The sequence below is a fragment of the Sporosarcina sp. Marseille-Q4943 genome (genome assembly GCF_943736995.1).
GTDB lineage: Bacteria > Bacillota > Bacilli > Bacillales_A > Planococcaceae > Sporosarcina.
On sequence record NZ_OX031157.1, the window covers coordinates 618715 to 643261 of the forward strand.

Annotated in this window: 23 protein-coding genes; 7 read left to right on the forward strand and 16 right to left on the reverse strand. The window is 43.6% G+C overall.

Going from position 1 to position 24547, the window contains the following annotated elements; translation table 11 throughout:
• The first annotated feature begins 117 nt into the window (after nucleotides 1–117).
• A complete protein-coding gene (locus NIT04_RS11960) occupies nucleotides 118–927 on the forward strand; it encodes a DUF2935 domain-containing protein (protein ID WP_252503827.1) in 810 nt (269 codons plus the stop codon).
• A 7-nt stretch (nucleotides 928–934) separates the two neighbouring features.
• Here the strand turns inward: NIT04_RS11960 and nadX are convergent, their stop codons facing one another.
• The 13 genes from nadX to NIT04_RS12025 all read right to left on the reverse strand — a co-directional run bounded on the left by nadX (nucleotide 935) and on the right by NIT04_RS12025 (nucleotide 15005).
• Nucleotides 935–1783 carry an aspartate dehydrogenase gene (nadX, locus tag NIT04_RS11965; RefSeq protein ID WP_371922582.1) on the reverse strand — a complete coding sequence of 283 codons (849 nt, stop codon included), beginning with the start codon at nucleotides 1781–1783 and terminating at the stop codon, nucleotides 935–937.
• A 96-nt stretch (nucleotides 1784–1879) separates the two neighbouring features.
• Nucleotides 1880–4726, reverse strand: a complete 2847-nt coding sequence (locus NIT04_RS11970) for an S-layer homology domain-containing protein (RefSeq protein ID WP_252503828.1) — start codon at nucleotides 4724–4726, stop codon at nucleotides 1880–1882.
• A gap of 337 nt (nucleotides 4727–5063) precedes the next feature.
• Nucleotides 5064–6065 carry a GTPase gene (locus NIT04_RS11975; protein WP_252503829.1) on the reverse strand — a complete coding sequence of 334 codons (1002 nt, stop codon included), beginning with the start codon at nucleotides 6063–6065 and terminating at the stop codon, nucleotides 5064–5066.
• Between the two features lie 148 nt (nucleotides 6066–6213).
• On the reverse strand, nucleotides 6214–6783 hold the full coding sequence (locus tag NIT04_RS11980; RefSeq protein WP_252503830.1) for a manganese catalase family protein: 570 nt from the start codon (nucleotides 6781–6783) through the stop codon (nucleotides 6214–6216).
• A gap of 14 nt (nucleotides 6784–6797) precedes the next feature.
• Nucleotides 6798–7064 (reverse strand): spore coat protein CotJB, encoded by a 267-nt coding sequence (locus NIT04_RS11985; protein ID WP_252503831.1) that lies wholly within the window; start codon nucleotides 7062–7064, stop codon nucleotides 6798–6800.
• A complete protein-coding gene (locus NIT04_RS11990) occupies nucleotides 7061–7279 on the reverse strand; it encodes a spore coat associated protein CotJA (RefSeq protein ID WP_252503832.1) in 219 nt (72 codons plus the stop codon). Before NIT04_RS11990 ends, NIT04_RS11985 begins: the two co-directional genes overlap by 4 nt.
• 77 nt (nucleotides 7280–7356) lie before the next feature.
• A complete protein-coding gene (locus tag NIT04_RS11995; RefSeq protein WP_252503833.1) occupies nucleotides 7357–8265 on the reverse strand; it encodes an aminoglycoside phosphotransferase family protein in 909 nt (302 codons plus the stop codon).
• A 5-nt stretch (nucleotides 8266–8270) separates the two neighbouring features.
• Nucleotides 8271–8987, reverse strand: coding sequence for an alpha/beta fold hydrolase (locus NIT04_RS12000; RefSeq protein WP_252503834.1), 717 nt, complete (start codon nucleotides 8985–8987; stop codon nucleotides 8271–8273).
• A 4-nt stretch (nucleotides 8988–8991) separates the two neighbouring features.
• Nucleotides 8992–9507: a GNAT family N-acetyltransferase gene (locus NIT04_RS12005; RefSeq protein ID WP_252503835.1), complete on the reverse strand. Its 516-nt coding sequence runs from the start codon at nucleotides 9505–9507 to the stop codon at nucleotides 8992–8994.
• A 222-nt stretch (nucleotides 9508–9729) separates the two neighbouring features.
• Nucleotides 9730–11133, reverse strand: a complete 1404-nt coding sequence (locus tag NIT04_RS12010; protein ID WP_371922542.1) for a SpoVR family protein — start codon at nucleotides 11131–11133, stop codon at nucleotides 9730–9732.
• Entirely contained in the window at nucleotides 11130–12287 is a 1158-nt protein-coding gene (gene yhbH / locus NIT04_RS12015; protein ID WP_252503836.1) for a sporulation protein YhbH, read from the reverse strand. Before yhbH ends, NIT04_RS12010 begins: the two co-directional genes overlap by 4 nt.
• Nucleotides 12288–12364: 77 nt before the next feature.
• Nucleotides 12365–14260, reverse strand: coding sequence for a PrkA family serine protein kinase (locus tag NIT04_RS12020; protein ID WP_252503837.1), 1896 nt, complete (start codon nucleotides 14258–14260; stop codon nucleotides 12365–12367).
• A gap of 322 nt (nucleotides 14261–14582) precedes the next feature.
• Nucleotides 14583–15005, reverse strand: coding sequence for a DUF1801 domain-containing protein (locus tag NIT04_RS12025; protein ID WP_252503838.1), 423 nt, complete (start codon nucleotides 15003–15005; stop codon nucleotides 14583–14585).
• A 221-nt stretch (nucleotides 15006–15226) separates the two neighbouring features.
• Between NIT04_RS12025 and speD the strand changes: the two genes are divergently transcribed.
• The 6 genes from speD to nspC are packed head-to-tail and all read left to right on the forward strand — an operon-like array spanning nucleotide 15227 to nucleotide 21577.
• Nucleotides 15227–16039 carry an adenosylmethionine decarboxylase gene (speD, locus tag NIT04_RS12030; RefSeq protein ID WP_252503839.1) on the forward strand — a complete coding sequence of 271 codons (813 nt, stop codon included), beginning with the start codon at nucleotides 15227–15229 and terminating at the stop codon, nucleotides 16037–16039.
• Nucleotides 16040–16082: 43 nt separating this feature from the next.
• Nucleotides 16083–17510: an aminotransferase class I/II-fold pyridoxal phosphate-dependent enzyme gene (locus NIT04_RS12035; protein WP_252505095.1), complete on the forward strand. Its 1428-nt coding sequence runs from the start codon at nucleotides 16083–16085 to the stop codon at nucleotides 17508–17510.
• Entirely contained in the window at nucleotides 17507–18358 is an 852-nt protein-coding gene (gene speE, locus NIT04_RS12040; protein ID WP_252503840.1) for a polyamine aminopropyltransferase, read from the forward strand. Before NIT04_RS12035 ends, speE begins: the two co-directional genes overlap by 4 nt.
• The gene (gene speB, locus NIT04_RS12045; RefSeq protein WP_252503841.1) at nucleotides 18348–19199 is read left to right on the forward strand and encodes an agmatinase; all 852 of its coding nucleotides are present in this window, start codon (nucleotides 18348–18350) and stop codon (nucleotides 19197–19199) included. Before speE ends, speB begins: the two co-directional genes overlap by 11 nt.
• Before the next feature lie 18 nt (nucleotides 19200–19217).
• Entirely contained in the window at nucleotides 19218–20417 is a 1200-nt protein-coding gene (locus NIT04_RS12050; protein ID WP_252503842.1) for a saccharopine dehydrogenase family protein, read from the forward strand.
• Nucleotides 20418–20434: 17 nt separating this feature from the next.
• Entirely contained in the window at nucleotides 20435–21577 is a 1143-nt protein-coding gene (gene nspC, locus NIT04_RS12055; protein ID WP_252503843.1) for a carboxynorspermidine decarboxylase, read from the forward strand.
• Between the two features lie 198 nt (nucleotides 21578–21775).
• Here nspC and NIT04_RS12060 read toward each other — a convergent pair whose 3' ends face one another.
• The 3 genes from NIT04_RS12060 to NIT04_RS12070 form a co-directional block, all read right to left on the reverse strand.
• Nucleotides 21776–22075 carry a hypothetical protein gene (locus NIT04_RS12060; protein WP_252503844.1) on the reverse strand — a complete coding sequence of 100 codons (300 nt, stop codon included), beginning with the start codon at nucleotides 22073–22075 and terminating at the stop codon, nucleotides 21776–21778.
• Between the two features lie 159 nt (nucleotides 22076–22234).
• A complete protein-coding gene (locus NIT04_RS12065; protein WP_252503845.1) occupies nucleotides 22235–23188 on the reverse strand; it encodes a stalk domain-containing protein in 954 nt (317 codons plus the stop codon).
• A gap of 63 nt (nucleotides 23189–23251) precedes the next feature.
• Nucleotides 23252–24475: an MFS transporter gene (locus NIT04_RS12070; RefSeq protein ID WP_252503846.1), complete on the reverse strand. Its 1224-nt coding sequence runs from the start codon at nucleotides 24473–24475 to the stop codon at nucleotides 23252–23254.
• Nucleotides 24476–24547 lie beyond the last annotated feature (72 nt).

Consider the following 24547-nt stretch of genomic DNA (forward strand, 5'->3'; position numbering starts at 1 on the left):
ATTTTAACCTACTACTATTTAACCATAGTCTACAATGAAGTGGAACCTCGTAATCAAAACATTCTAGATTATTTTTTCGTACATAGAATGGTAAGTAGTATAGCAGGAGGTGATGTTTTGGATAATTCATTCCAAGAAGAAGCTTATAAAGAGCTGCGTTTTTGGCTGCAAATATTAGGCGATCATAGCCGCTTCATTCACGATTCACTTGCTCCTGGGCAGACTGCTTGGATTGACACTGCCACAGCTTTCATTGATCGGTTCGATAAACTATTGGACCGATCGAAACAATCGCTGAATCAAACCGAATTGCTGTCATTGGCCAGTCTTTCTAAAACGGAGAGTGAAGCAAGCCGGGAATTGAAACTCGCCATTCTTAAAGAGCAATTGGTCGGCAACATCAAAATTTCATTGCCACCCCCATTCGTTAATCATATGGTTAATGAAGTTGAAGAAGCGATCCGCATCCTTTCCTACTTGGAAAAGGGCGAATCGCCTCCCCCGGTTCATCCGCTTCACCATGATCTGTTATGGCTGCTTGATGCGGCAGGCCACGCCGGAGCAATTGACGCGAACTTGGACCGCGTGGAAAAACAGCTGAAGAAGAAAAGTAGGAAATTCGTAAAAGATTGGGAAGCATTCTACTTGAAGGCGGTTGAGCTGGCCGGATTTTTGCGGACGAACGTGTCGAGATTTCCCGCCCTGGATAAGTTCCATAACGACGTTTACTTGGAGATGATGATTTTCAAAACGTTCTTGGGTGAACTTGAGGAAATGGGATTAAAAAAAGAGACGTTAGGAGTTTTCACCCCACTGATGGCCGATCATATGGCACGCGAGGAATGCTACTATTTAATGAAACTCGCAGAGTCGGCAGGTACGCCCGACCCTGATTGCAACCCGGCAAAAGAAAGAGTGCAGGAGTAATAGGTTTCTATGAACCTACTACTACTGCATTGTTGATGTTCGCAAGCGCCGCCAATATGCTGGCTCCCGTTATATGACTCGTCTTCGGATTATCCGGAGACGGATTGTTTTTTATTGTCATATCAAATTCGCCAAAAGAGCCGCTTGCTTCGATATGATGAATGTTTTGCGTAACATTCGGATCGGCAATGATACGTACACGCGTCTTCTCTACGCCAATACCAGCTAACGATAACACGATTGCGACATTCGCATTTTTAGGGAATTGTTCAATCGCGTCACGGGCTGAGCCTTCGAACAATGTTTGCTCCGCAGAAATTTGGTCTGTGGTTAGAGAATGGGCGGGTTTTCTGGTCGTCAGTGTGACAGAATCAAGTCCGCCAGCCAACTTGGCCGCCTTCAGGGCATCCAATCCGCCTATTGCACCGGACGGTAAGTAGATTCGGCGTCCGCTTTCTTGTGCCGCCCTTTCTATACGTTCAACAAAGGATGGATCGGCGAACGCACCTATACTGATAATCATTAGATTCTTCTTTTCGATGGTTTTGAGTGCATACGATTTGGCAACATCAATGTTTGAGCATTCGACTACAATATCGATGTCAGATTGCAAGAATGAATTGATGTCACGGAATGCTTCGCATCCATATTCTGCAGCCAATGAAGGCAATTCAACTCTAGCTTTCTCTCGCTCGTCTAAGATTGACGTGATTTTAGTGTTTGGTAGGACTTGTACTTTGTTTATCTTTTTAAGGAGATATGTACCTAAATTTCCTTTACCGATTAGACCTATTTTTATGGGGATCAGTCCTTTCGCTTTTATGGATAGTATACAGGTTACAATTATTATTGTCAGAAATAGAAAAGCTCTGCAGAGATTTTTCTCCACAGAGCCTTTCCATGTATAACCAATGTTATTAGATTGTGTGCCCTTGCATCAAACAATAAATTATTATTGAGATACTGTAACAGACGTAAAGTTTAATGCATTGTCTTTTTCATCTTTAACATCGATAGTACTTGCTGCTTTAACTGTTAACCCTTTTGCAATGTCAGCAGCTGTTAAAGCAGTACCACTTACTGTTAATTTCAATGTATTTTTAGCACCGTCTTTTGCTACATTTTCAGTTGCTAAAGTTGTTGCAGTTACTTTATTTTCTCCGATATATAGTTCGAAGTCAGCAGCAGCTTCATTTGTTGCATCATAAACATTTTCAGAGAATGTTAATGTAATTTCATTATTTGCTGTAAGTACTGCTTTTGTAACTGTTGGACGAACATTTTCAGTCAATGAAACTGTGTTTTCAATATATTTATCCATTGTTACAGAAGACCCTAATGCTTTAACATTTTGTACTGAAATATTACGTGTTCCTGTAAATTTATTTGAGTCAGCTTTAAGTTTTAATGTAACTACTTGCTTATTAGCTTCAGCATCAAATGTACCTAATGTTGCTGATTCAACTTCAGCACCGTCAACTTTATAGTTAGCGACATCAGTTGCTGAAGCACCATCTACTTGACCAGTAAATGTAACTGTTACTGTATCATTACTAGATTGTGTAATAACTGGAGCAGCTAATTTAGTTTTGTTAGATGCTACATCTTTACCACGAGTGAATGATGTAGAAGTTTTATCAAAAGCAATACCTGAAAGGCTGTTTACTGTAGAAGAAACTACATCTAAAGTATAAACGCCTCCTTCCACTGAAGCAAACCCGTTAAGTGGAGTACGTACTACTTTCTTGTTAGAAGTTGAAGCATAAGTAGCAGCTACAGTTTTGCTACCAACAGGAGTAGTTACATAATCTTTAGTATATGAACCACTTACTGTAATATCACCTTCTGTTACATCTTTATCGAAATTTAATTCTAGGTATTCAACGCCATCAACATTTACTACCTTTACAGAAGTTGCTTTCGGAGCGGCAGCATCTTTAACGAACGTTACTACCTTAGTTATAGCTTCACCAGTTTGACCAGCCAAGTCTTTATAACCAGCATTTACCGTTACATTTTGTAATCCATCTAGATTAGTAGTAACAGTAACTTTATACTCGCTGTCAGATACTTTTTCAATTTTAGACACATCGTAGCCAGATACTGTTAAGTTATTAACATCAATAACACCTTGAGTTGTTGGTAATACTACATCTTTAGTGAACTTAACATTAAACGTTTTAGCACCAGTTTGAGTTACATTAGAAACTGTTGGTTTAATACCATCAACTTGTTGCTTCACGACTGTTACAGTAGCTGGGTTTGGAGTTAGAAGGTTACCAGCTTGGTCTTGAAGACCGATAAATGTAATAGTGATTTGTTTGTTAACTTCTACTGAATCACTAGATAGGTCAACAATTACTGATGTAGCACCAGCATCCACAGTTACAGAAGCTCCAGTTACAGTTGTACCGTCAGCATATTTTAATGTAGCACCAGAATAAGCTTTAACTGGTTCCGAGAAGTTAATTTTTACTTTGTTGGCAGAAATTTGTTCTGTACCAGTGATTGTTGGAGCCTTTTCATCAGCTGCGATTGTAACCATTTTCTCATACTTTACGATGTCTTTTCCGTTGTATGATTTCAAGCCGTCAATAACAACATCGTAACGTTTCGAAAGTACGTTTGCCGCTGTGATCGTAAGTGTTTTTCCATCATTCGACAACTCACCCGCAAGATCTCCCGGCTGTACATTGTCAAGTGATGTTAGTGATACAACATTAGCTTTAAACTCTCCGCTTTTACCATCTGCAAACAATGTTGCTTTATCAACTGGAAGGTTGAATTTGACTTCAACTTGTGTAGCGTTAATTCCTTCAACGGATGCAACTTCAAGGTTAGCTGGCTCAGCAACTACAACCGTAACTACAAGTTCCTCAGCGTTGTTTCCTGCTGCGTCAACCGCGCTGTAAGTCACTTTGTAAGTACCAGGTACTTTAGTGTCGATAGCAGTTAGTCTTTCACCAGCTTCGTTTGTGATAACTGAAGTGACTTCGATTTCTTCGTCAACGTTGTCAGTTGCAGTTACTTTTGGAGCTGTGAATTCTGCACCGTATTCTACGTTAAGCGTTTTTTCGCCATCGTAAACTAGTTTTGGTGCTTCAGTGTCTACTTCTGCTTCTAGCTCAACGATAGAAGTTTTGTAGAGGAATGAAGCGAATTGACCGCGTGTTGTTGTGTTTTTAGGGTTGAATTGCGGTGCAACTGGGTTCGTGATGTCGAAGTAGTCTAGTACGTCGATGTACGGACGAGCTTCTGCTTTTGCTTTTGCAAGGTCAGTTACATCTTTGTCGAATTCTGTTTCTTTTACTAGAGTTACTAGGTCTGTTTTATGGATAGCGTCGTATGCTCTTACAAGAACGATTGCCATGTTTTCACGTGTGATATCGTATCCTGCACCGAGTGTGCCATCTGGATAACCGTTAAATACGCCATTGTCTTTTACTAGTGCAGCGTATTTAAGAAGTTCGTCGTTTGTTTTAGACGTGTGATCTTTGAAACGTGGGTTAGTCTTGTAATCTGTTGGCACTTCATAGCCTAGTGATACAAGCCATTTACCCATCATTTTGACAACGTCAGAGCGAGTCAATGTTTTATTCGGTTGGAATGTACCGTCAGTATAGCCGTTGATAACTCCAGCCTCTACTAATGCATTGATAGCTGGTGCGTGTGTGCTGTCTTCTTTCACATCAGTAAATTGTGCTGCGCTAGCCACTGGTGCTACTGCTGTTGCTACTAATGCTGCTGAAGCTGCACCGATCATGAAATTACGATATTTTTTTGGTTGGTTGTTACCCATAAATATATTTCCTCCTCTGAGATGAACTAAATAATTGAGAGCACTGCATCCCATATACATATACCCTCGACTCACATTATTAATCATATTTTTATAAAATGATAGAGGAATTAATTGGATATAAAACCAAAATATCATCCTAACACTTGATATAGAGGGATTTTATCCACCTAAAATTTTTTTTAAAAGAATAGAAGAATCCTGTAATGACAACAATAAATTGAATCTTTTAAACTAATTTTACCCATTTTTTACCTCTTTTACAGGCTTGCTAGATAAGAAATCCAAGAGTAGATTTTTGAACAAACTATGTCCGTTAAAAGAGTACTATTTTCCCCTATTTTTTGTTGGCCTTTTTCAGGAACTGTTGATAAATCGGTTTCAAAGATTTCGGTGTCAACTCGATATCATTTTCATGCGCATACTTAATTGCATGTCCTAACGCGATTGTCATTGCACCGGCTACACTTGCTCCCGCGACCATGCCGGCACCAGGAACTAACTTCACGATTTGCCTAAAAACCGTCTTTCCTATATTTCCGACAATCGTCGCGATAATTAATTCTTTTGCATTATCTTTTGAAATTGGTTTGCCGTACAAGGTTGAGAGTTTCAACATGAGACTGACTTGCAATGCAGTTAACGGTACGAAGTCGGATCCAGGGATCGGAACGGCTCCGATTGTAGCAGCGGATGCTCCTGCTGCAAGGATCCAACGATTGGCGACCGCAGATTTATCGGCCATGTTTGCGGCCATTAATATATCTTTTTTTTTGGTTTCCAATAATGTGAGCACTTCTTTTTGCAACATGCCGATATTTTCCCCCGTCCGGGAGGAAATCGGTGTGACAGGATATTCGTAACCTGTATGGTCTTGCACATATTTCACGAGGCTCGGTATGTCCTCAGCGGCATCTATTTTGTTCAATACAAGAATGATATCTTTGTTCACTTTAGCGATCTTCTTTAATGATTTGAGTTCCGTATCTGATAATACCGTCCCTGCCGCATTTAAAAAGAATAAGACCAAATCCGCCTGCTTATAAAATTTCATCGTTTCTTCGGAATGATCACTATAAATATCGTCCAGTCCAGGTGTATCGACGAAGATGATCTTTTCTTTATAACTGAATCTCTTAATTTCCTGCGTTTCTCCTGGCTTCGCACCGACTTGCGCCACCTCATCTCCCATTAGACGATTGATCGTCGAAGATTTGCCGGCATTCACATCACCAATCATGGCGATCAGTATTTCACTTTCCAATTGTTCGTTGATTTCCGATGATTTCTCTTCGAAGATTTTGTCAAACTGCTCGTCCGACATCCATCGTTGACTCATCTGGATCACCTTCCTCACTTTTCATCTACTTACTTATACGGATAGTATGGCTATAAGATTCATTTACTTATTCACTACCCTATCTGACAGTTAATGAAAATTGAGAAATCAAAAAACCTGTACCTCCGCAGAGATACAGGTTCTAATTCTAAAATATCTTCTTTCGATCTCTTTCTTCCATTAGAATCTGGACAGATTCGCGGAACCGCAAGGAATGGACATTCTCCCTTTCCCGGAGGAATCTCAGTGCATCGGTTAACCCCGGGTCATCTGAAAGGTCAATGAGCCATTGGTATGTCGCCCGCGCTTTCTCTTCCGCAGCAATATCCTCATACAAATCAGCGATCGGATCGCCTTTCGCTTGAATGTATGTCGATGTGAATGGGACGCCGTTCGCATTCTCATAGAAAAGTGCATGGCCGTGGTTAGCGAAATGCCCTGCTAGGCCGGCCTCTTCCAATTGTTGTGGTGTGGCATCTTTCGTTAGTTTATATATCATCGTTGCTAGCATTTCCAAGTGGGAGAACTCTTCAGTAGCAATGTCATTCAACACGCCGATCACTTTGTCAGGAACGGTGTACCGCTGATTCATATAGCGTAGGGCTGCTGCGAGCTCGCCGTCCGCTCCGCCGTATTGCTCCATGATATACCTAGCCAATTTCGGATTACACGTCGTCACTTCAACTGGATATAAAAGCTTTTTTTCATAGACCCACATTCAGTCTCCCCCTTTCACTTTTGCCATGGCCACGGTGGTTGATTCCAACGCCAGCCTGATTCGATTGCCTGTTCGGAAGGTATGGAATAGAGTGAAAGGGGTCCGTATCGATTTTCATATTGACGTCTGAGGCGGGCGGCCTCTTTAATGGCTGCTCTCCATTGGTCCAATGCTTCTTGGTCATCGGGATGCGTATTCGTGTACAGCGTCAGTTCGACGACGACAAAATCGGCCTCCTGCACGCGTTGCATCATTTGACGTTCTTCATCGAATGCATTCACGAAATACCCTCCTCCCGAGAAAATCCATCTGCAAGTATCGGCCAAAGTGTTCCATGGCGGAGCGCCTGCTCGGGTGTGAACTGTGGCAGTCCTGGTGGTTGAAAATTGATGAACAGTTGAGGTGGCAGTACAAACTTCTTCACCCTAATGGGCGGACACGGGTCAAGGGGGGAAATCCATGGTTTGAAGCTTCCCCGGTATGACGGTCGTTCCAAATCTCATCACTCCTCAAGCTATGTTATGCAAGAGGATATGAATTGATTCATTCGTCCAAGTGATGACAAGCATTTTACTAGATTTCTTCTAGTAATTTCTCGAACCATTTTGTACATTGATAGGTTTTATCCCAATCAGGATCCTTGTCATCAACTCCCCAGCAAGCATACAAAGTCGACATCGAAACGGCAGCTTTTAACAGTTTTTCGCGGTCCAAGTCCAAAGAATCACTGAGCAGGTCCACTCGCTTCTTCAACAATACTTCTGGATTCGGCTTTGTGAATAGGTGATTGATGAGGAATGAAACGACGTCAAAGTACGGACTGCCGGCAACACCTTTCGGATCGATCGCAAGCCAGCCTCTTTCGCTTGAAAATAATATATTCTCATGGTGCAGGTCGCCATGCAGCAGTTCGTTGTCTGCTGATGAATGCTGAATTTCATGCAAGTAGTCATTTGCCGTCTTGACCCATTCATTTGGAATCGGACCGTCGTTTTCTTTGAAATTGCCCTGATATTTCGTAAATGCAGTTGCCCAGTCAAGGACCGTTGGAAAGTCGCCGTCTATCGGCAACGGTCGTCGAATTTGTTTCCAAACGTGACAAAAGTTTTGAATGACAACTTCTTCGTCTGTTTCTGTACTAAGCATTGTTCCGGGTTGCAGCTTTTCGAGTAGCATAGCCCCCTGTTCGGCATCAGCTTTTACGAGCACCGCACACCCTTGTCCGTCGTAGTGCTGCACTGTCCGAATTTCGTTTGTAAAATCGAATCCCGGCACTCCCATCTTCAATATGTATGGGTCGTTGTTTTGGTCGGTAACGTGTACGACGTAGTTATAGGAAAGATTCGTGACGGGGCTTTCCAGTGTCAAACCCCAGTTTTCCGCAATGCTGTTCACTTTGCACTCCAACGATTGTAACCACACATCCCCTTGCTCTCCAAAACAGTTGATGATTTTTTCTTGAAATGAAATAGGTATGTTCATGTAGGTTATCTACTTTCATTTAAAAATAGCTCAAGGATTTTTGTGTAAATTACCGGTTGCTCACTATGCACTAAGTGTCCCGCATACGGTACGACGGCAATACGGATCTTCTCGTTTTGTTTTGGATAGAGGGTTGTACCAAGCAATTCATGCTCCTTTTCCTCACCGACTATAAGAAGCGTCCTGCAACGAAGCTCTTCTACAGTTTCAGTCTCGTGAAATGGATACCAATCTTGCTCGATTGATTTCCTCAAAAAATCCTTCCAGTCTGACTGATGGATTGAATTAAAGTATTGAACTGCCTCCACGTTTTCTAATATTCCGTATTGCATTGCCATATCAGCTTTTCTTAATTCATTCCAATTAACTGGTTTCTGAGGCATGATGCCCGATAACGTGAGGCTTTTGACGTAATCCGGAAATCTCTTCGCAAATACTAGTCCGACTAGCGCTCCTAATGAGCACCCGACAATATGTGCCTGTTGGATGTTCAAATGGAGCATAGTTTCGAGCAAGTCGTTGGCCGTGTCTTCAAAGTAGCTATGGATATCCAATTCTTCAATCATAGATTTGCCATGCCCCCGCAAATCGGGAAGGACGACTTTATACGTTTCTTGTAGCTGTTTACGTTGGTATACGAAATCCGTTTCCCCAGTTTGAAGTCCGGTATGCAAGAAGATTACTGGGTGTCCTTCTCCGTAAACGGATGTGTGAAGAATCACCTTCTCAACCCCTTTCTCCTATCGCATCGAGACTGTCCCAGAAATAAGCAATCTCCTTAAATTCTTCTCCCCCTATATCGATCAACGCCTCATCAATAGGTTGTCCGCCAAGTGATTCATAGAACTTTTTTGATGTATTTTGTTCAAGCACCCATACTAGCATCGAAGTAAATCCTTGTTCTTTCAGGTTTTGTGCATTTGCTTGCATCAGTTTCTTACCAATCCCCTGGCCTTGAACTTCATGCAGTAAATAAATTGCATATAACTCCCCATCTGCGTCGTATTTGCCCGTGCGTTCTTTGCCTCCTGTAGCAAAACCGACAATTTTGCCACTTTCGCTTTCAGCAACATATAATGCATTTTTCCCAATGCCTCTGCGCCAATTTTCGGCACGCTGTTCGTACGATAAGTCTTGAAGAACGGACTCGGAAACAATCCCTTTGTAAGTTGTCCTCCAGCTATCGACGTGGACACGTGCAATTCCTTCTGCATCACCTTGTACAGCCTCTCTGATTCTCATGTCATTCCCCCTCGGACACTATTAAATATAGTTTACAGTAAATAGAGAAGTAATAGTATTAATTTTACAAATAGTCTTCCGCATTTATCTTTCAACAAAGATATCGATCATTTCCCAAAAGTTATCGTTCATTTCCCGGAACTTATCGTCATTTAATGACTTTAGGCCTACTGAAGTACAGCGAAAAACCGCCACATTGCCATTTCAATGTGACGGCCCGATTCAAGCAAATCTGCGGTGAACTTTTTTTCCATCGTATGAAAACACGACTTGCTTATTATCCACGTACGTCTCCAAATGAACGATGCGACCCCATAGTTGGTGGATATACGGGAGGACGTTTTCCAAATACGGCACATCCAACTCCGTCTCTTCGTATTTATGCACCAAGTAGAGCTCCCCGTTTCGAACGTAATCCCCGTCATGTACGACAATATAAGGGAAGCCCCCGTTCACCCGCTGCGCAATGAGGCGGTCTTGCACGTTCCGATATTCCTTATCCGTAATTTTATAATGACTTCCTTTTTTCTCGAATATATACATGTCTTCCCTTTGAACGAGCTCTTTCGTCAAGTAGTTCCGGATGAACGAAATGTCGGAGTCCATCTCCCTCACTTCGAACATTTTCTCCCTGCCGGAACCGGGCTTCACCCCTAATTCAATCATCTCTTCCGTCGGATGATCGTACCGCCGCTCGATATCCTCAAAGATCTTCAGTCCTAAATAATATGGATTGATTGACGTTCTGGAAGGCTGGATGACATTCGCGTTCAATTTTGCGAACTCGATCGTTTCGTCGGTTGTCAGATCCATTTCCCTTAAAATCCGCTGGTGCCAGTACGTCGCCCATCCTTCATTCATGATCTTCGTTTCCATTTGCGGCCAGAAATAAAGCATCTCTTCACGGATCATTGTCAGAATGTCTCTTTGCCATTCTTCCAATTCCCGACTGTTTTCCAAAATGAACAGCAATATATCCTTCTCAGGGGAGGCAGGCGTCTTTTTCCGTTTCGTTTCCGTCGGCGGTTTCAGCTTCTTATGGTCCATTCCCCATAAATCATCGTATTCCGTTTTCCGGATCAACGGCACATTGTCTTCTTGCTCCACTTCTTCATTCCCATGACGCCATCTGACAAGTGAAGGGTCGATATGCTCCTGGATTGCGAGCACTGCGTCTAAAAAGCGTTCAACCTCTTCGTTACCATAAACCATTTCATATTGGGCGATCCGTTCAGCGGTTGCTGTCATGCTTTCGACCATGTCCCGTCTTGTATTCGCGAACCGGGCATTATTTTTGAAGAAATCGCAATGGGCCAGGACATGTGCGATGATCAGCTTGTTTTGGATTAATGTATTGCTTTCAAGTAGGAATGCATAGCAAGGATTGGAATTGATGACGAGCTCGTATATTTGGCTGAGGCCCAAATCGTATTGCAGCTTCATTTTATGGAACTGTTTGCCGAAGCTCCAATGTGAAAACCGTGTCGGCATTCCATATGCACCAAATGTATAGATGATATCCGCCGGACAGATTTCGTAGCGCATCGGGTAGAAATCCAACCCGAAACCTTTGGCAATCTCCGTAATTTCTTCCACAGCATATTGAAGTGCCTTGTGCTGTGTCATACGGATCCCTCCAGCTGTTTATGGAAGAACCTTTTCAATGCGTAGTAGACATCCTTGTTTTCCTTCAGAACATAATGACGGAATTTCGGATCGTCGATTTTTTGATACGTATTCATTAACGTGGAATATCTGCTATGTGCATTCACTTCCCCGTAGCCGAACATATTCGATACTTCCATGAGCTGCTCTACTAACGACATGCATTTTCCGTTATCCGAAGACATATTTTCCCCATCCGAGAAATGGAAAGGATAAATATTATAGCGGGACGGATTATATTTTTGGGTAATGAGCTCGAGCGCTTTTTCATAGGCAGTCGAGCAAATCGTCCCCCCGCTCTCCCCCTTCGAGAAAAAGTCGACTTCCGATACGACTTTCGCAATTGTATGATGGGCAATGAATTCGATATCCACTTTTTCATATTTCGTCCGCAAAAACTTCGTCATCCAGAAGTAGAAGCTTCTCGCCATATATTTTTCAAAATTGCCCATCGAAGCGCTCGTATCCATCATCATGAGCACGACCGCTTTCGATTGCGGCTTTACGACTTCATCCCACGTCTTGAAACGAAGATCATCATTATAGATCGGCATGATTTCTGCATTGCCTTCCATTGCATTCCGTTTGAATGCTGCGATGATCGTCCTCTTTTTATCAATATTGCCGAGGAGCCCTTTCTTCCGTATGTCATTGAACTGAATGTCCTCTTCAGTAATTTCCGCTTGTTCCCTTTTTTCTAGATTCGGCAGTTCAAGCTCTTTGAATAATGTCTCTTCGATCTCTGCTATCGACACTTCCGCTTCATAGTAATCCTGGCCCGGCTTATCGCCTGCCTGTTTGCCTTTTCCAGCACTTTGGCTGCCATCACTCGCGACAATGTCCCCCACCTGACTATCCCCGCCACCTTGGCCGACATGCTTCGACTTGCTATGGTTATAACGGATTTTGTATTCATCCAATGATCGTATCGGGATTTTTATGACGTCCTTGCCATCCGACATGACAATGCTTTCTTCACTGATCAATTCGGGCAAATTGTTGTGGATCGCTTTCTTAACTTTATCCAGATGACGTTTCTGATCCTGATATCCTTTTCGGTGAAGCGACCAGTTTTCCTGGGAGACGACAAAAGATTCGCTCTGCTCTTCTTGCATTTCTATTCACCTACTCCAGTCCACTCATTTTTTTATTATATGCAACGACTGGCGGTTCTTGATATGGGTGGATTCGATTACCGGTTCAAAAGACTGCCGACGTACCGTAACAATTCATTTGCCGAAATGGAATTATAGCCATATTCATCAATGAGCCTTGCGACGACTTCGTTTATTTTTTTCAAGTGTGTCTCGTCAGGCATCGCCGATGAAGTTGTAATTTTGACAACATCCTTCAAGTCGGCAAATAATTTCTTCTGGATTGCCTCACGAAGCCGCTCATGGGATTTGTAATCGAACCGTTTGCCTTTCCTTGCATAGGCGGAAATACGGATGAGAATTTCTTCGCGGAAAGTCCTCTTCGCGTTTTCAGAGATTCCGATCTGCTCTTCAATCGAGCGCATCAGCTTCTCGTCCGGATTCATCTCTTCGCCAGTAAGAGGATCTTTCAGCTTATGTTTATTGCAAAATGCTTCGACATTATCCAAGTAATTATCCATCAATGTCCGGGCAGACTCTTCATAGGAATAGACGAATGCCTTTTGAACTTCCTTCTTCGCAATATCATCGAATTCTTTGCGCGCAATCGATATATAATTCAAGTATTCTTCTTTATCGTCCTTGGAAATGGAAGCATGCTGATCCAACCCTTCTTTTAAGGAACGAAGTACATCGAGTGCATTGATGGCATCCACTTCTTTCCGGATGATTGCCGACGAAATCCGGTTGATGACATATCTCGGATCGATGCCGTCCATGCCTTCATTCGGGAATTCCTTTTTCAGCTCTTCCAAGTCGGCACTATTGAAGCCTTCCACATTTTCGCCGTCATACAACCGCATTTTCTTCACGATATCGATGCCTTGCTTCTTCGATATTTTCAAGCGCGTCAATACGGAGAAGATGGCGGCGACTCGGAGGGCATGCGGGGCGATATGCACATGCGCCATATCGCTTTCACGTATCATTTTTTCATAGATTTTCTCTTCCTGGCTCACTTTCAAGTTATAAGGAATCGGCATGACAATGATTCTTGAATGTAGGGCCTCGTTCTTTTTATTGGAAATGAAGGCTCGATATTCAGTTTCATTCGTATGCGCGACGATCAATTCGTCCGCACTGATCAAGGCAAATCTGCCCGCTTTGAAGTTCCCTTCTTGCGTAAGTGATAATAGATGCCATAGGAACTTTTCATCGAGCTTCAACATTTCCTGGAATTCCATCATTCCACGGTTCGCCTTGTTTAACTCGCCGTCGAAACGATAAGCGCGGGGATCGGATTCGGAGCCGTATTCGGCAATTGTCGAAAAGTCGATGCTTCCGGTCAAATCTGCAATATCTTGGGATTTCGGATCAGAAGGTGTGAATGTTCCGATTCCCACCCGCTTATCTTCCGAGAAAAAGATTCTCTCAACGAGGACGTCTTCAATCCGTCCGTCATATTCTTTTTCGAGGCGCATCGTATTTAACGGCGAGAGGCTACCTTCAATCCGAATCCCAAATTCTTTGTAGAAATCATCACGTAAATAGTCCGGAATCAAATGTAATGGATCTTCATGCATCGGACATCCTTTAATGGCATAGACAGCACCTTCATCCGTCCTTGAAAATTGCTCCAATCCTCTTTTCAACAGTGTGACAATAGTCGATTTACCACCGCTTACGGGACCCATGAGTAGTAGGATCCTCTTTCGTACATCGAGCCGTTTTGCTGCTGGATGAAAGTATTCGTTCACAAGCCGCTCAATTGTATCCTCAAGACCGTAAATTTCATTTTCGAAAAAGCGGAATTTTGTATAACCGTTTTCTTTCGTTTCACCATGGCTCTTGATCATTTCATACACTCTCGAATGTGCCGTTTGCGCGACTTCTTTACGTTCCCTTAAGATGTCTAAGTAATCGGCGAAGGTACCTTCCCACTTCAACTTGCTCTCTTCTTCACGGAAATGTTCCAACTTACGTAAAATGTCCATTCATTTCCCTCCATTCAGGGCCTGGTTTCAATCATTGTATGCGGGGAAGCTCTGTAAAATGAGCCTTACAAAACAAGCGGCTAAACGAATATACTCGTTTAGCCGCCTCAGCTTGTTGACAAACGCTCGCATACTGCGTTGCTCGCCTCGCTCGTCCCATCATGAACTATAGTTCTATTCGGGTCTTCGCTCGACTTCGCGCCTTGTCTGGCAAGCGTTTTCAAGCCAAGCTGAAGGAGACACCTATTCATTCCTACAAACTCTAAAAAGACTGTAGACAAAGAAAAAAATGCTTTGTCTACAGTCTTAAGTGACGCCTGCATCAGTTTTCTGGATATGTTTTTCTTAGAAATATGATTGATTGGTTGATGAGCTGTTGCAACACTTCGATATCGATATCGTCCACTTTATTAATGTACACGCACGCTTTTCCGGTAGTATGCTTTCCGAATTTGGCGAGGAGTGCTTCACGCTCGGTGTCCCCCGGAGCGAAGTAGAGGCTTATTTTCGCCTTACGGGGCGAGAAACCGACTAACGGTGCGTCCCCTTCATGCCCGGTTTTATAGACATAATGGTACGATCCGAAGCCGATGATGCTCGGCCCCCACATTTTTGCCTCATAGCCGGTCGTTTCGGTGAAGATGTCCAACAAACGGTAAGCGTCCTCCCGTTTTTTCGAACTGTCTACAGCTTCAATGAATTCAATAACACTCGCGTCTGTTTCTTTCGTTTTTTGTTCGTACATTCTGTATCCTCCCTCCTATATTTCTGAATGGTGCAATTACTTGATATTGTGCCAAAGTTATACTAACGTTAAATGCACACTAACTCCTTTATTTACGTACTACTATATAGGTTGTTTGACCGTAGCGCAAAACGGAAATAATTTATCTTGACTAGGTAGTTTTTTACTCTATAATTAAAATGATTTTCCCGATTTTGTCGAAAAAAGGAGTGATATTCGGGTTGGAAAATAAGCTGAAGTTATACGGCTTTAACAACCTCACCAAAACACTTAGCTTCAACATCTATGATGTGAGCTATGCAAAAAGTGAGCGGGAGCAAAAAGATTATATTGCCTATATCGATGAGCAGTACAATTCCGAACGATTGACGAACATTCTCTATCATGTCACGGAAATCATCGGAGCCCATGTGTTAAATGTGAGCAAACAAGATTATGATCCGCAAGGCGCAAGTGTCACCATCCTTATTACAGAGGAGACACTTCCAGTCGCGCTGATCGATGAATCTTGCAATCGGGGGGCAATTGACATTTTGAAGACCCGGGATTCGGTTGTTGGTCATTTGGACAAAAGCCATGTCACCGTCCATACGTATCCTGAATATCACCCGGATAATTCAATCGCCACTTTCCGTGTCGATATCGAAGTATCGACTTGCGGTGAAATTTCCCCATTGAACGCATTGGATTACCTAATTGGCAGCTTCGATTCGGACATTATCACGACAGATTATCGCGTACGCGGGTTTACTCGGGATGATAGAGGGAAGAAGTTATTTATGGACCATAAGATGACGTCGATCCAAGATTATATCGACAGTGAGACGTTGCAAAAATATGATGCCATCGATGTCAATGTATATCAATCAAATATATTCCATACAAAGCTGCTGATCAAAGACATCAATTTACAAAATTACCTTTTCAATACGGATGTGTACGAAATCCCTCCGAAAGAAAGGCTGAATATCACAAACAATTTACGTAAAGAGATGATTGAAATTTTCAGCGGTTCCAACATATACGAAGAGTGAGAGGACGGTGGTGAACATTCTTTCACAAGAGAAAGCCCCGATTATGGAGGCTCTAAACAATTACAAGAAGATGCGGGTCGTTCCTTTTGATGTCCCCGGCCATAAACGTGGCAGAGGAAACGAGGAACTGACCGCTTTTTTAGGTGAGAATTGCATGACAGTGGATGTCAACTCTATGAAGCCATTGGATAATTTGATTCACCCTGTTTCTGTCATCCGGGAAGCCGAGGAGCTTGCAGCTGAAGCGTTCGGAGCGAAGCATGCCTTTTTCATGGTGAATGGAACGACTTCAGCCGTCCAAGCGATGGTGATGACAGCATGCAAGGCAGGCGAAAAGATCATCATGCCCCGGAATGTGCACCGAAGTGCTATCAATGCACTCATCCTAAGCGGAGCTGTCCCTGTCTATGTCAATCCGGGTGTTAACAATGAACTCGGGATTCCTTTAGGAATGTCCGTGAAAGACGTTGAGAGAGCAATCCTTGAGCATCCAGATGCAAAAGCGATTCTCATCAACAACCCGACGTATTACGGAATCTGTTCGAATATGCAGGCAATCACAGATCTTGCCCATCGACATGGAATGCTCGTCCTTGTTGACGAAGCACATGGAACGCACTTTTATTTCAGTGACGACCTGCCTGCTTCTGCAATGTCGGTCGGGGCTGATATGGCTTCTGTCAGCATGCATAAATCAGGCGGTTCATTGACCCAAAGTTCATTGTTGTTGATTAATAACGATGTGAGTGAAGGTTACACGAGACAAATTATCAATTTGACACAAACGACGAGCGGTTCGTATTTGCTCCTCTCCTCCCTCGACATATCGAGGAAAAACCTCGCCCTAAACGGCCAGGAAATCTTCCGGAAAGTCGGGGAGATGGCGCAGTACACCCGAGATGAAATCAACAAGATCGACGGATACTATGCTTTTTCGGAGGAGTTGAAAAACGGCGATACGATTTTCGATTTCGATACGACAAAGCTTTCCGTCCATACCCTGGAATTAGGATTGGCTGGCGTCGAAGTGTATGACATCCTGCGGGATGAATATGACATTCAAATCGAGTTCGGAGACATCGGCAACATTCTGGCTTACATATCAGTCGGAGACCGCCGTTTAGATCTCGAACGGCTCGTCTCGGCACTCGCCGAAATTAAAAGGCGCTACAGCAAGGACAAAAGTGGATTGTTCGATCATGAATACATTACACCACAAGTCGTTTATACGCCCCAAAGAGCGTTTTATGCGCCCAAGGAGACTCTTCCTATCAACGACAGTGCCGGCCGGATTGCAAGCGAGTTCGTCATGGCCTACCCACCTGGCATACCGATTTTGGCTCCGGGTGAACGGATCACCCCCGAAATTCTTCAATACATCCAGTATTGCAAAGATAAAGGAAGCTTCATGACAGGTACGGAAGATAGTAAGATCGAGCATATCAATGTCTTGAAGGAGGCTGAGCAATGAACTTATGGTTTAAGGAAAATCACTCGCCGAATGTCCAATTTTCGATGAAGGTCATTGAACATCTGTACACCGGGAAAAGCGAGTTCCAGAAAATCGATGTGCTAGAAACAGCTGAATTCGGCCGCGTTCTCACATTGGACGGATACGTCATGGTCACTGAAAAGGATGAATTCATTTATCACGATATGATCACACACGTACCGATGGCAACCAATCCCGGCATTAAGAAAGTGCTCGTCATCGGAGCTGGTGACGGCGGCACAATCCGTGAACTGACGAAATATGATTCAATCGAGCATATTGATATGGTTGAAATCGATGAAAAGGTCGTCGACGTGTGCCGGGAATTCATCCCCCAAACTGCGAGTAAACTCGACGATCCGCGTGTACATCTCCATTTCGAGGACGGCTTGAAATTCGTCCGTTCGCGCAATGATGAGTACGATTTAATCATCGTCGACTCTACGGACCCTTTCGGACCGGGAGAGGGCTTATTCACAAGGGAGTTTTACGGCAACTGCTATAAGGCGTTGAACGATGAAGGCATCCTTGTCAATCAACACGAAAGCCCTTTTTACGAAGAAGATGCGCTCGGTATGCAACGGGCGCATAAGCGGATTATCGGGTTTTTCCCGGTATGCAAAGTGTACCAGTTGCACATTCCGACTTATCCTTCGGGACATTGGCTGTTCGGATTCGCCTCCAAAAAATATGATCCTATCAATGATTTGGATGCAGATGCTTGGAATCGGCTCGGCTTGCAAACGAAGTATTACAACACCGACATCCACGTCGGCTCGTTTGCATTGCCGAACTACGTAAAGGAGCAATTGGAAGATGTTGAATAAAAATATTGAAACGTTCATCGGATGTGACAATGAATTTGAAGAAGCGGGCATCGTCGTTTTCGGGGCACCTTTCGATTCGACCACTTCATACCGTCCTGGAACACGCTTCGCAAGCAAGGTGATGCGCGGTGAATCATTTGGTATTGAGACGTACAGTCCTTATCAAGATAAAGATCTAGAAGACATCCCCGTCTATGACGGTGGAGATCTTGAATTAAGTTTCGGGAACACGGTAAAGGCTTTAGACCAAATTGAGGAGTATACGAGGAAAATCGTCCAGGCAGGAAAGCTCCCATGCATGATTGGCGGCGAGCACTTAGTGACTCTCGGAGCTGTCCGAGCTGTTGCAGAACAATATCCTGACCTGCATATTATCCAATTTGATGCCCATGCGGATTTACGGGACGATTACCTCGATGAAAAACTATCGCATGCAACTGTCATCCATCGTGTATGGGACATTGTAGGAGATGATCGAATCTTCCAATTCGGTATCCGTTCGGGAGACCGGAGCGAGTTTGAATGGGGCAAGGATCGGGTTTTCACAAACAAATTCAATTTTAATGGATTGGAAGATGTCGTTGAAAGATTACAAGGGAAACCGGTTTATCTGACAATCGATTTGGATGTACTGGATCCTTCGGTCTTCCCTGGAACAGGCACTCCTGAAGCTGGCGGCGTCAGTTTCATGGAGCTATTGCAAGCGATTTTGACAGTCAGCGGCCTCAATATAGTTGCCTGCGATGTCAACGAACTGTCGCCGATCTATGATCAAAGTGGAGTTTCGACAGCAGTAGCTTGTAAAGTACTTCGTGAACTTTTATTAGCAGTACAAAAATAATACTTGGTGGTGTTTTGATTGGGTAAAGCGTTAATCATTGGAGCAGGTGGAGTAGCAAGTGTAGTTGTGCATAAATGTGTACAAGTACCTGATGTATTTGAAGAAATTTGCATCGCGAGCCGTACAAAATCGAAATGTGATGCGTTGAAGGAAAAGCTTGATGGCGGCCGCACAAAAATCCAAACAGCGCAAGTGGATGCAGACAATGTTGATGAGTTGGTTGAACTGATCAACAGCTTCAAGCCGGACATCGTCATCAATGTCGCATTGCCGTACCAAGACTTGACGATCATGGATGCGTGCCTTGCAACTGGTGTCCACTACTTGGATACAGCGAACTACGAGCCACTCGATACAGCGAAATTCGAATATAAATGGCAATGGGCTTATCGCGAGAAGTTCGAGGAAGCTGGACTTACTGCAATTCTCGGCTGCGGCTTCGACCCAGGTGTAACTGGCGTCTTCTCCGCTTATGCGCAAAAGCATTATTTCGACGAAATCCATCAAATTGATATTGTGGACGCTAATGCGGGAGACCATGGCTATCCATTCGCAACAAACTTCAACCCGGAAATCAATATCCGTGAAATAACGGCTAACGGCCGCTACTGGGAAAACGGTGAGTTCATCGAAACTCCGCCACTTTCCGAAAAACGCGTATACGATCTGCCTGAAATCGGTCCTAAAGATGTTTACCTTCTCTATCACGAAGAGTTGGAATCACTTGCACAAAATATAAAAGGCATTAAGAAAATCCGTTTCTGGATGACGTTCTCTCAAAACTACTTGACCCACTTGAAAGTGCTTGAAAATGTTGGCATGACATCGATTGAGCCGATCAATTTCGAAGGTCAAGAAATCGTTCCATTGCAATTCCTGAAGGCAGTTCTTCCAGATCCTGCTTCCCTCGGGCCACGTACAAAAGGAAAAACAAACATCGGATGTATTTTCCAAGGAACGAAAGATGGTGAGGAGAAAACGTATTACGTCTATAACGTATCCGACCACCAGGAATGCTATCGCGAAGTCGGTTCCCAAGCGATTTCCTATACGACTGGCGTGCCAGCGATGATCGGCGCGATGCTCTTGCTGAAAGGCGAATGGAAAAAGCCTGGCGTTTATAACGTTGAGGAGTTCAATCCGGATCCATTCATGGAAGCATTGAACGAATACGGTCTGCCTTGGCAGGAAGATTTCAACCCAGAGCTGATCGATTGATAGGAGGCGTGCAACAAATGAATTTGAATTTCGATCCACATGCAGTCCCCTCCCCTTCGTATGTAGTTGACGAAAAGCTGTTGATTAAAAACCTTGAACTGCTGAAGTCGGTGATCGATAGGACAGGCTGTAAAATTCTTTTGGCCCAAAAGGGCTTTTCGATGTTTTCCGTCTATCCGCTTATCGGGCAATATTTGGACGGCGTGACGTCAAGCGGATTATTGGAAGCTAAGTTAGGATACGAAGAGATGGGGAAAGAAGTGCATACGTACTCCCCTGCCTTTTCAGAAGCTGATTTTGAAGAAATCCTTTCGTACTCCGATCATCTCGTGTTCAACTCATTTGATCAATGGAGACGTTTCAGAGATAAAGTGAAAAACTACCCGAAGCCGATTGAATGCGGCATTCGGATCAATCCCGAGTACTCGGAGATTGAAGTCGATATGTATAATCCATGCTTCACATTTTCACGTTTCGGCGTGACGCTTGAAAATTTCGAACCGGATGAGCTGGAAGGGATTAGCGGCTTGCATTTCCATACGATGTGCGAGCAGAATTCCGACACGCTTGCGCGGACAATTCAAGTCGTCGATGAAAAGTTCGGCAAGTATTTGAAAGACATGAAGTGGATCAATTTCGGAGGCGGCCATCATATTACACGTCCTGATTATGATATTGAAACACTGATCGAATCCATCTTGTTCATGAAAGAAAAATACGGCCTTGATGTCTATTTGGAGCCGGGTGAAGCAATCGCCTTGAACACTGGTTTCCTCGTCTCCACTGTGTTGGATACGTTGCATAACGGTATGCCGCTTGCCATTTTGGATACTTCGGCTTCCTGCCATATGCCCGACGTTCTAGAAATGCCGTACCGTCCCGAAATCGTCGGTGCGGGGCTGCCGAATGAAAAAGCGATCACATATCGGTTCGGCGGACCGACATGCCTTGCGGGGGATGTCATCGGAGATTACTCGTTCGATCAGCCGTTGATGCCTGGCGATAAGCTTGTCTTCTGCGACATGGCCCACTATTCCATGGTGAAGAACAACACATTCAATGGCATGGAACTACCTGCCATCGTGTTGAATACTGTAGAGAATGGCCCGAAGGTGATCAAAGAATTCGGCTATGAGGACTTTAAAGAGCGTTTGTCGTAATAGAAAAGGGTTGCCATGACTTTGAAGTTAAGTCTGGCAGCCCTTTTCATACACTGATGATACTATTGTTTTAAAGTTAAGGTGCACCGGTCAAATTTTTTAAGTCAGTCGAACCAAAGATGATTAATAGCAATAAGATAATTAAGATGACTATATTTATGAATGAAGTCCCTGAAAAAGTTTTTGTATCTAACATTCTTATCTCCCCTGTCCTCTATTCATCCGTTGTTGAATCCCGTCAAATATTTCATCGATTGTAATATCCCCATTTTCATTTAAGAAATCAGCCATTTTATTATTATTTTTTGAGTCATTTTGGAAAGCGCCGATTAATGTTACCGAAACAGATGGGCTATTACGGTAAAGTTCAACAGAGTCCACTTTTAGTTTGCCCAATAATAGAAGTGATGCCGCGATGATCTCCAAATCTTTTCCTTTCAATAGATCGTTTAGGGTATACGATGAATTGACATTTTCATTATTATTCCTTTTATACAACTCAGACACTTCCTTTTTCGGGTGAGTGACGTTACCCCATCATATTTCAGTGTATGAGCTGATTGACAAAGAAGTGTGTACAATATAGCTCGCCCTGTATATCTCCATAAAAAAGCCCGGAGTACTGCTTATGACAAGCAGGTTCCGGGTTTTGTCGTCTTATTGATTTCCTAGGAGCATTTCAAGGACGTCTTCAGATACGTATGTTTTATTACCGCCGATCAACTCGGGTGCAACGGTGAATTGTTGGAGGCTTTTATTGTATCCGTACATTTTCTCTCCACGCGTGATGGTAAAAGTGACATTCCCCTTCGTGAGAAGCGCTCCATTCGTTTCTGGCTGTGATAGTACGTAGTAGCCGAGCTCTTCCGCAACTTTGCGCAATGGAATCATCTTCACGCCATCTTTCATATAATGGTCGTTTTCAATCAGGACTAAAACAGACTCTGGAACTGATGGAGCTTCCTCCGCCTCTTCTCCCTGTTCCTCATCGGTCAATGGATTGAGCGCAATGATTTTAGTTGGAGGTGTTTGTGGCGGCAAGCTTTTCGTCGTAATTGAGTAAAACACGACCAATTCTTTATCTTTCAAATCGGCCTTTTCAATTTTTTCGCCTTGCTGGTTTTCGATTGCCGTCTCTTCTCCTATATTCAGCTTTAATTCTTTGTCCACGCTTAGGAAGTCTTTATCAAATTTACCAACTTTCACACTGCCAGGCTTTTCTTCATCGATGACAATGAATAATTCGGGCGTAATTTGCGCTGGATAAATCAAGATCATCGGCTTGTTTTTATCATAGTAAGCTTCCACTTTCATATCCTTTTTCAAGTCGGCCGGTTTCATTTCATTAGTTGTACCGCTATTGAATAGGAGTGTCTTTTCTTGGATACGGAAAATCGTTATGAGCCCTTGGTCGTTTTCGACAGTTACCATACGTTCATTTTCCTTGTTTTCAATTTCGGTGATAATACCTGTCGCTCTCACGAAATCCGTAGCGTCCTTCACGTCTTCATTTTCCATCTGAATCACGTCCTCGTTCGCCTGAACTGCAAAAGGATACCATGCGCTTCCTGCCAATAAGGCTGTTAATGCAACTGCTCCGATTTTCTTCATGTTCTCTCTCTCCTCATATCGAGTATTCAATGAATCAGACGGAGTGCATTGGTAAAAGTTACATTAATTTAACGAAATCACCTTTTCATCCCTTCCAGCCTTCAATCCACAAATTAAGAAAAACAGTGAACCGATGAGTAAAATGAGCATCGGACTTTTCCAAGAGGATGTGACGTCATGAAGAAGTCCAAAAAGCACCGGGCCCGTGGCTGCAAGCATGTAACCCGATGATTGTGCCATGCCCGATAACTCTGCAGCCTCTGTATGCGTCTCTGTCCGCAAGGTGAAAAACATCATCGCCAATCCGAACGATGCCCCGCCTGCAATACCGATGAAGATCATCCATAAAGGAACGAATGATAATTCCCCGGCGTAAACACCGCCATAGCCGATCAAGTATAATGCCGCAGTGCCGATGACGAGCATCCGCTGATCTTTCATTCTTCCTGCAAGGATCGGAATGATGAACGTCATCGGTAATTGTGCAACTTGTAAAAGTGAAAGCATCCATCCCGCCTTCTCGACTGTCATTCCTTCAGAAACGAGCATTTCGGGCAGCCATGCCGATGTACAGTAAAACAGCAACGACTGCAACCCCATGAAAAACGTAACTGCCCAAGCAAGCGGAGAACGCCATAAGAAATTCGGCTTTTCCGCCGATGTTTTGTCAAGTTTCGGTTGCACGGATCGTTTGTTTTTCAGCTGCGGCGACCATAGGATGACTGCCAGCATGGACAAGGCAGCCCATACCCCTAGTGCTCCTTGCCAACCGAAATCAGTATTTACGACAATCGGTGCGCTAATTCCCGAAGCGGTCGTCGCTGAAATATTCATAGCAACCGAATAGATCCCTGTCATTACCCCGATATGTAATGGAAAGCTTAATTTTAATAAAGCAGGCAATAAAACATTACCGAACGCGATTGCGACACCGATCAGGAATGTCCCGACGACTAAAAATAGAATAGAACCTGCTGAGCGGATGACAATCCCGACCGTCAGCAGACAGAGAGCGACGAAAAGAGTCAACTCCATGCCAAATCGTTTTGACAGTTTCGGTACGAACGGAGATATAAAAGCGAACGCCAACAAGGGAATTGTCGTCAAGAAGCCTGCCAGCACATTTGAGATGCCTAGGCTATCTCGTATTGGGCCGATAATCGGTCCAACAGAAGTCAAAGGTGAGCGTAAGGTTGATGCGATGAAAATGATGCCGACTATTAATAACCATGTTTTATTCTCGAATCTATGTATTGTTACGTTGCTTTGATTTCCCTCAAGCTTCATCGTGTCGTCTCCCTTATTATGTACATGTCCTATGAGCATACCACAATGGGCGCTCTATCTGAACGACGGCAA

What these genes read in the sequence shown, in the direction of transcription:
- NIT04_RS11970 (WP_252503828.1), bottom strand. Translation starts at nt 4,726, where the DNA reads ATGGGTAACAACCAACCAAAAAAATATCGTAATTTCATGATCGGTGCA.
- NIT04_RS11975 (WP_252503829.1), bottom strand. Translation starts at nt 6,065, where the DNA reads ATGAGTCAACGATGGATGTCGGACGAGCAGTTTGACAAAATCTTCGAA.
- NIT04_RS11980 (WP_252503830.1), bottom strand. Translation starts at nt 6,783, where the DNA reads ATGTGGGTCTATGAAAAAAAGCTTTTATATCCAGTTGAAGTGACGACG.
- NIT04_RS11995 (WP_252503833.1), bottom strand. Translation starts at nt 8,265, where the DNA reads ATGAACATACCTATTTCATTTCAAGAAAAAATCATCAACTGTTTTGGA.
- NIT04_RS12005 (WP_252503835.1), bottom strand. Translation starts at nt 9,507, where the DNA reads ATGAGAATCAGAGAGGCTGTACAAGGTGATGCAGAAGGAATTGCACGT.
- NIT04_RS12010 (WP_371922542.1), bottom strand. Translation starts at nt 11,133, where the DNA reads ATGACACAGCACAAGGCACTTCAATATGCTGTGGAAGAAATTACGGAG.
- yhbH (WP_252503836.1), bottom strand. Translation starts at nt 12,287, where the DNA reads ATGCAAGAAGAGCAGAGCGAATCTTTTGTCGTCTCCCAGGAAAACTGG.
- NIT04_RS12020 (WP_252503837.1), bottom strand. Translation starts at nt 14,260, where the DNA reads ATGGACATTTTACGTAAGTTGGAACATTTCCGTGAAGAAGAGAGCAAG.
- NIT04_RS12025 (WP_252503838.1), bottom strand. Translation starts at nt 15,005, where the DNA reads ATGTACGAACAAAAAACGAAAGAAACAGACGCGAGTGTTATTGAATTC.
- NIT04_RS12035 (WP_252505095.1), top strand. Translation starts at nt 16,083, where the DNA reads ATGGAGGCTCTAAACAATTACAAGAAGATGCGGGTCGTTCCTTTTGAT.
- speE (WP_252503840.1), top strand. Translation starts at nt 17,507, where the DNA reads ATGAACTTATGGTTTAAGGAAAATCACTCGCCGAATGTCCAATTTTCG.
- speB (WP_252503841.1), top strand. Translation starts at nt 18,348, where the DNA reads ATGTTGAATAAAAATATTGAAACGTTCATCGGATGTGACAATGAATTT.
- nspC (WP_252503843.1), top strand. Translation starts at nt 20,435, where the DNA reads ATGAATTTGAATTTCGATCCACATGCAGTCCCCTCCCCTTCGTATGTA.
- NIT04_RS12065 (WP_252503845.1), bottom strand. Translation starts at nt 23,188, where the DNA reads ATGAAGAAAATCGGAGCAGTTGCATTAACAGCCTTATTGGCAGGAAGC.
- NIT04_RS12070 (WP_252503846.1), bottom strand. Translation starts at nt 24,475, where the DNA reads ATGAAGCTTGAGGGAAATCAAAGCAACGTAACAATACATAGATTCGAG.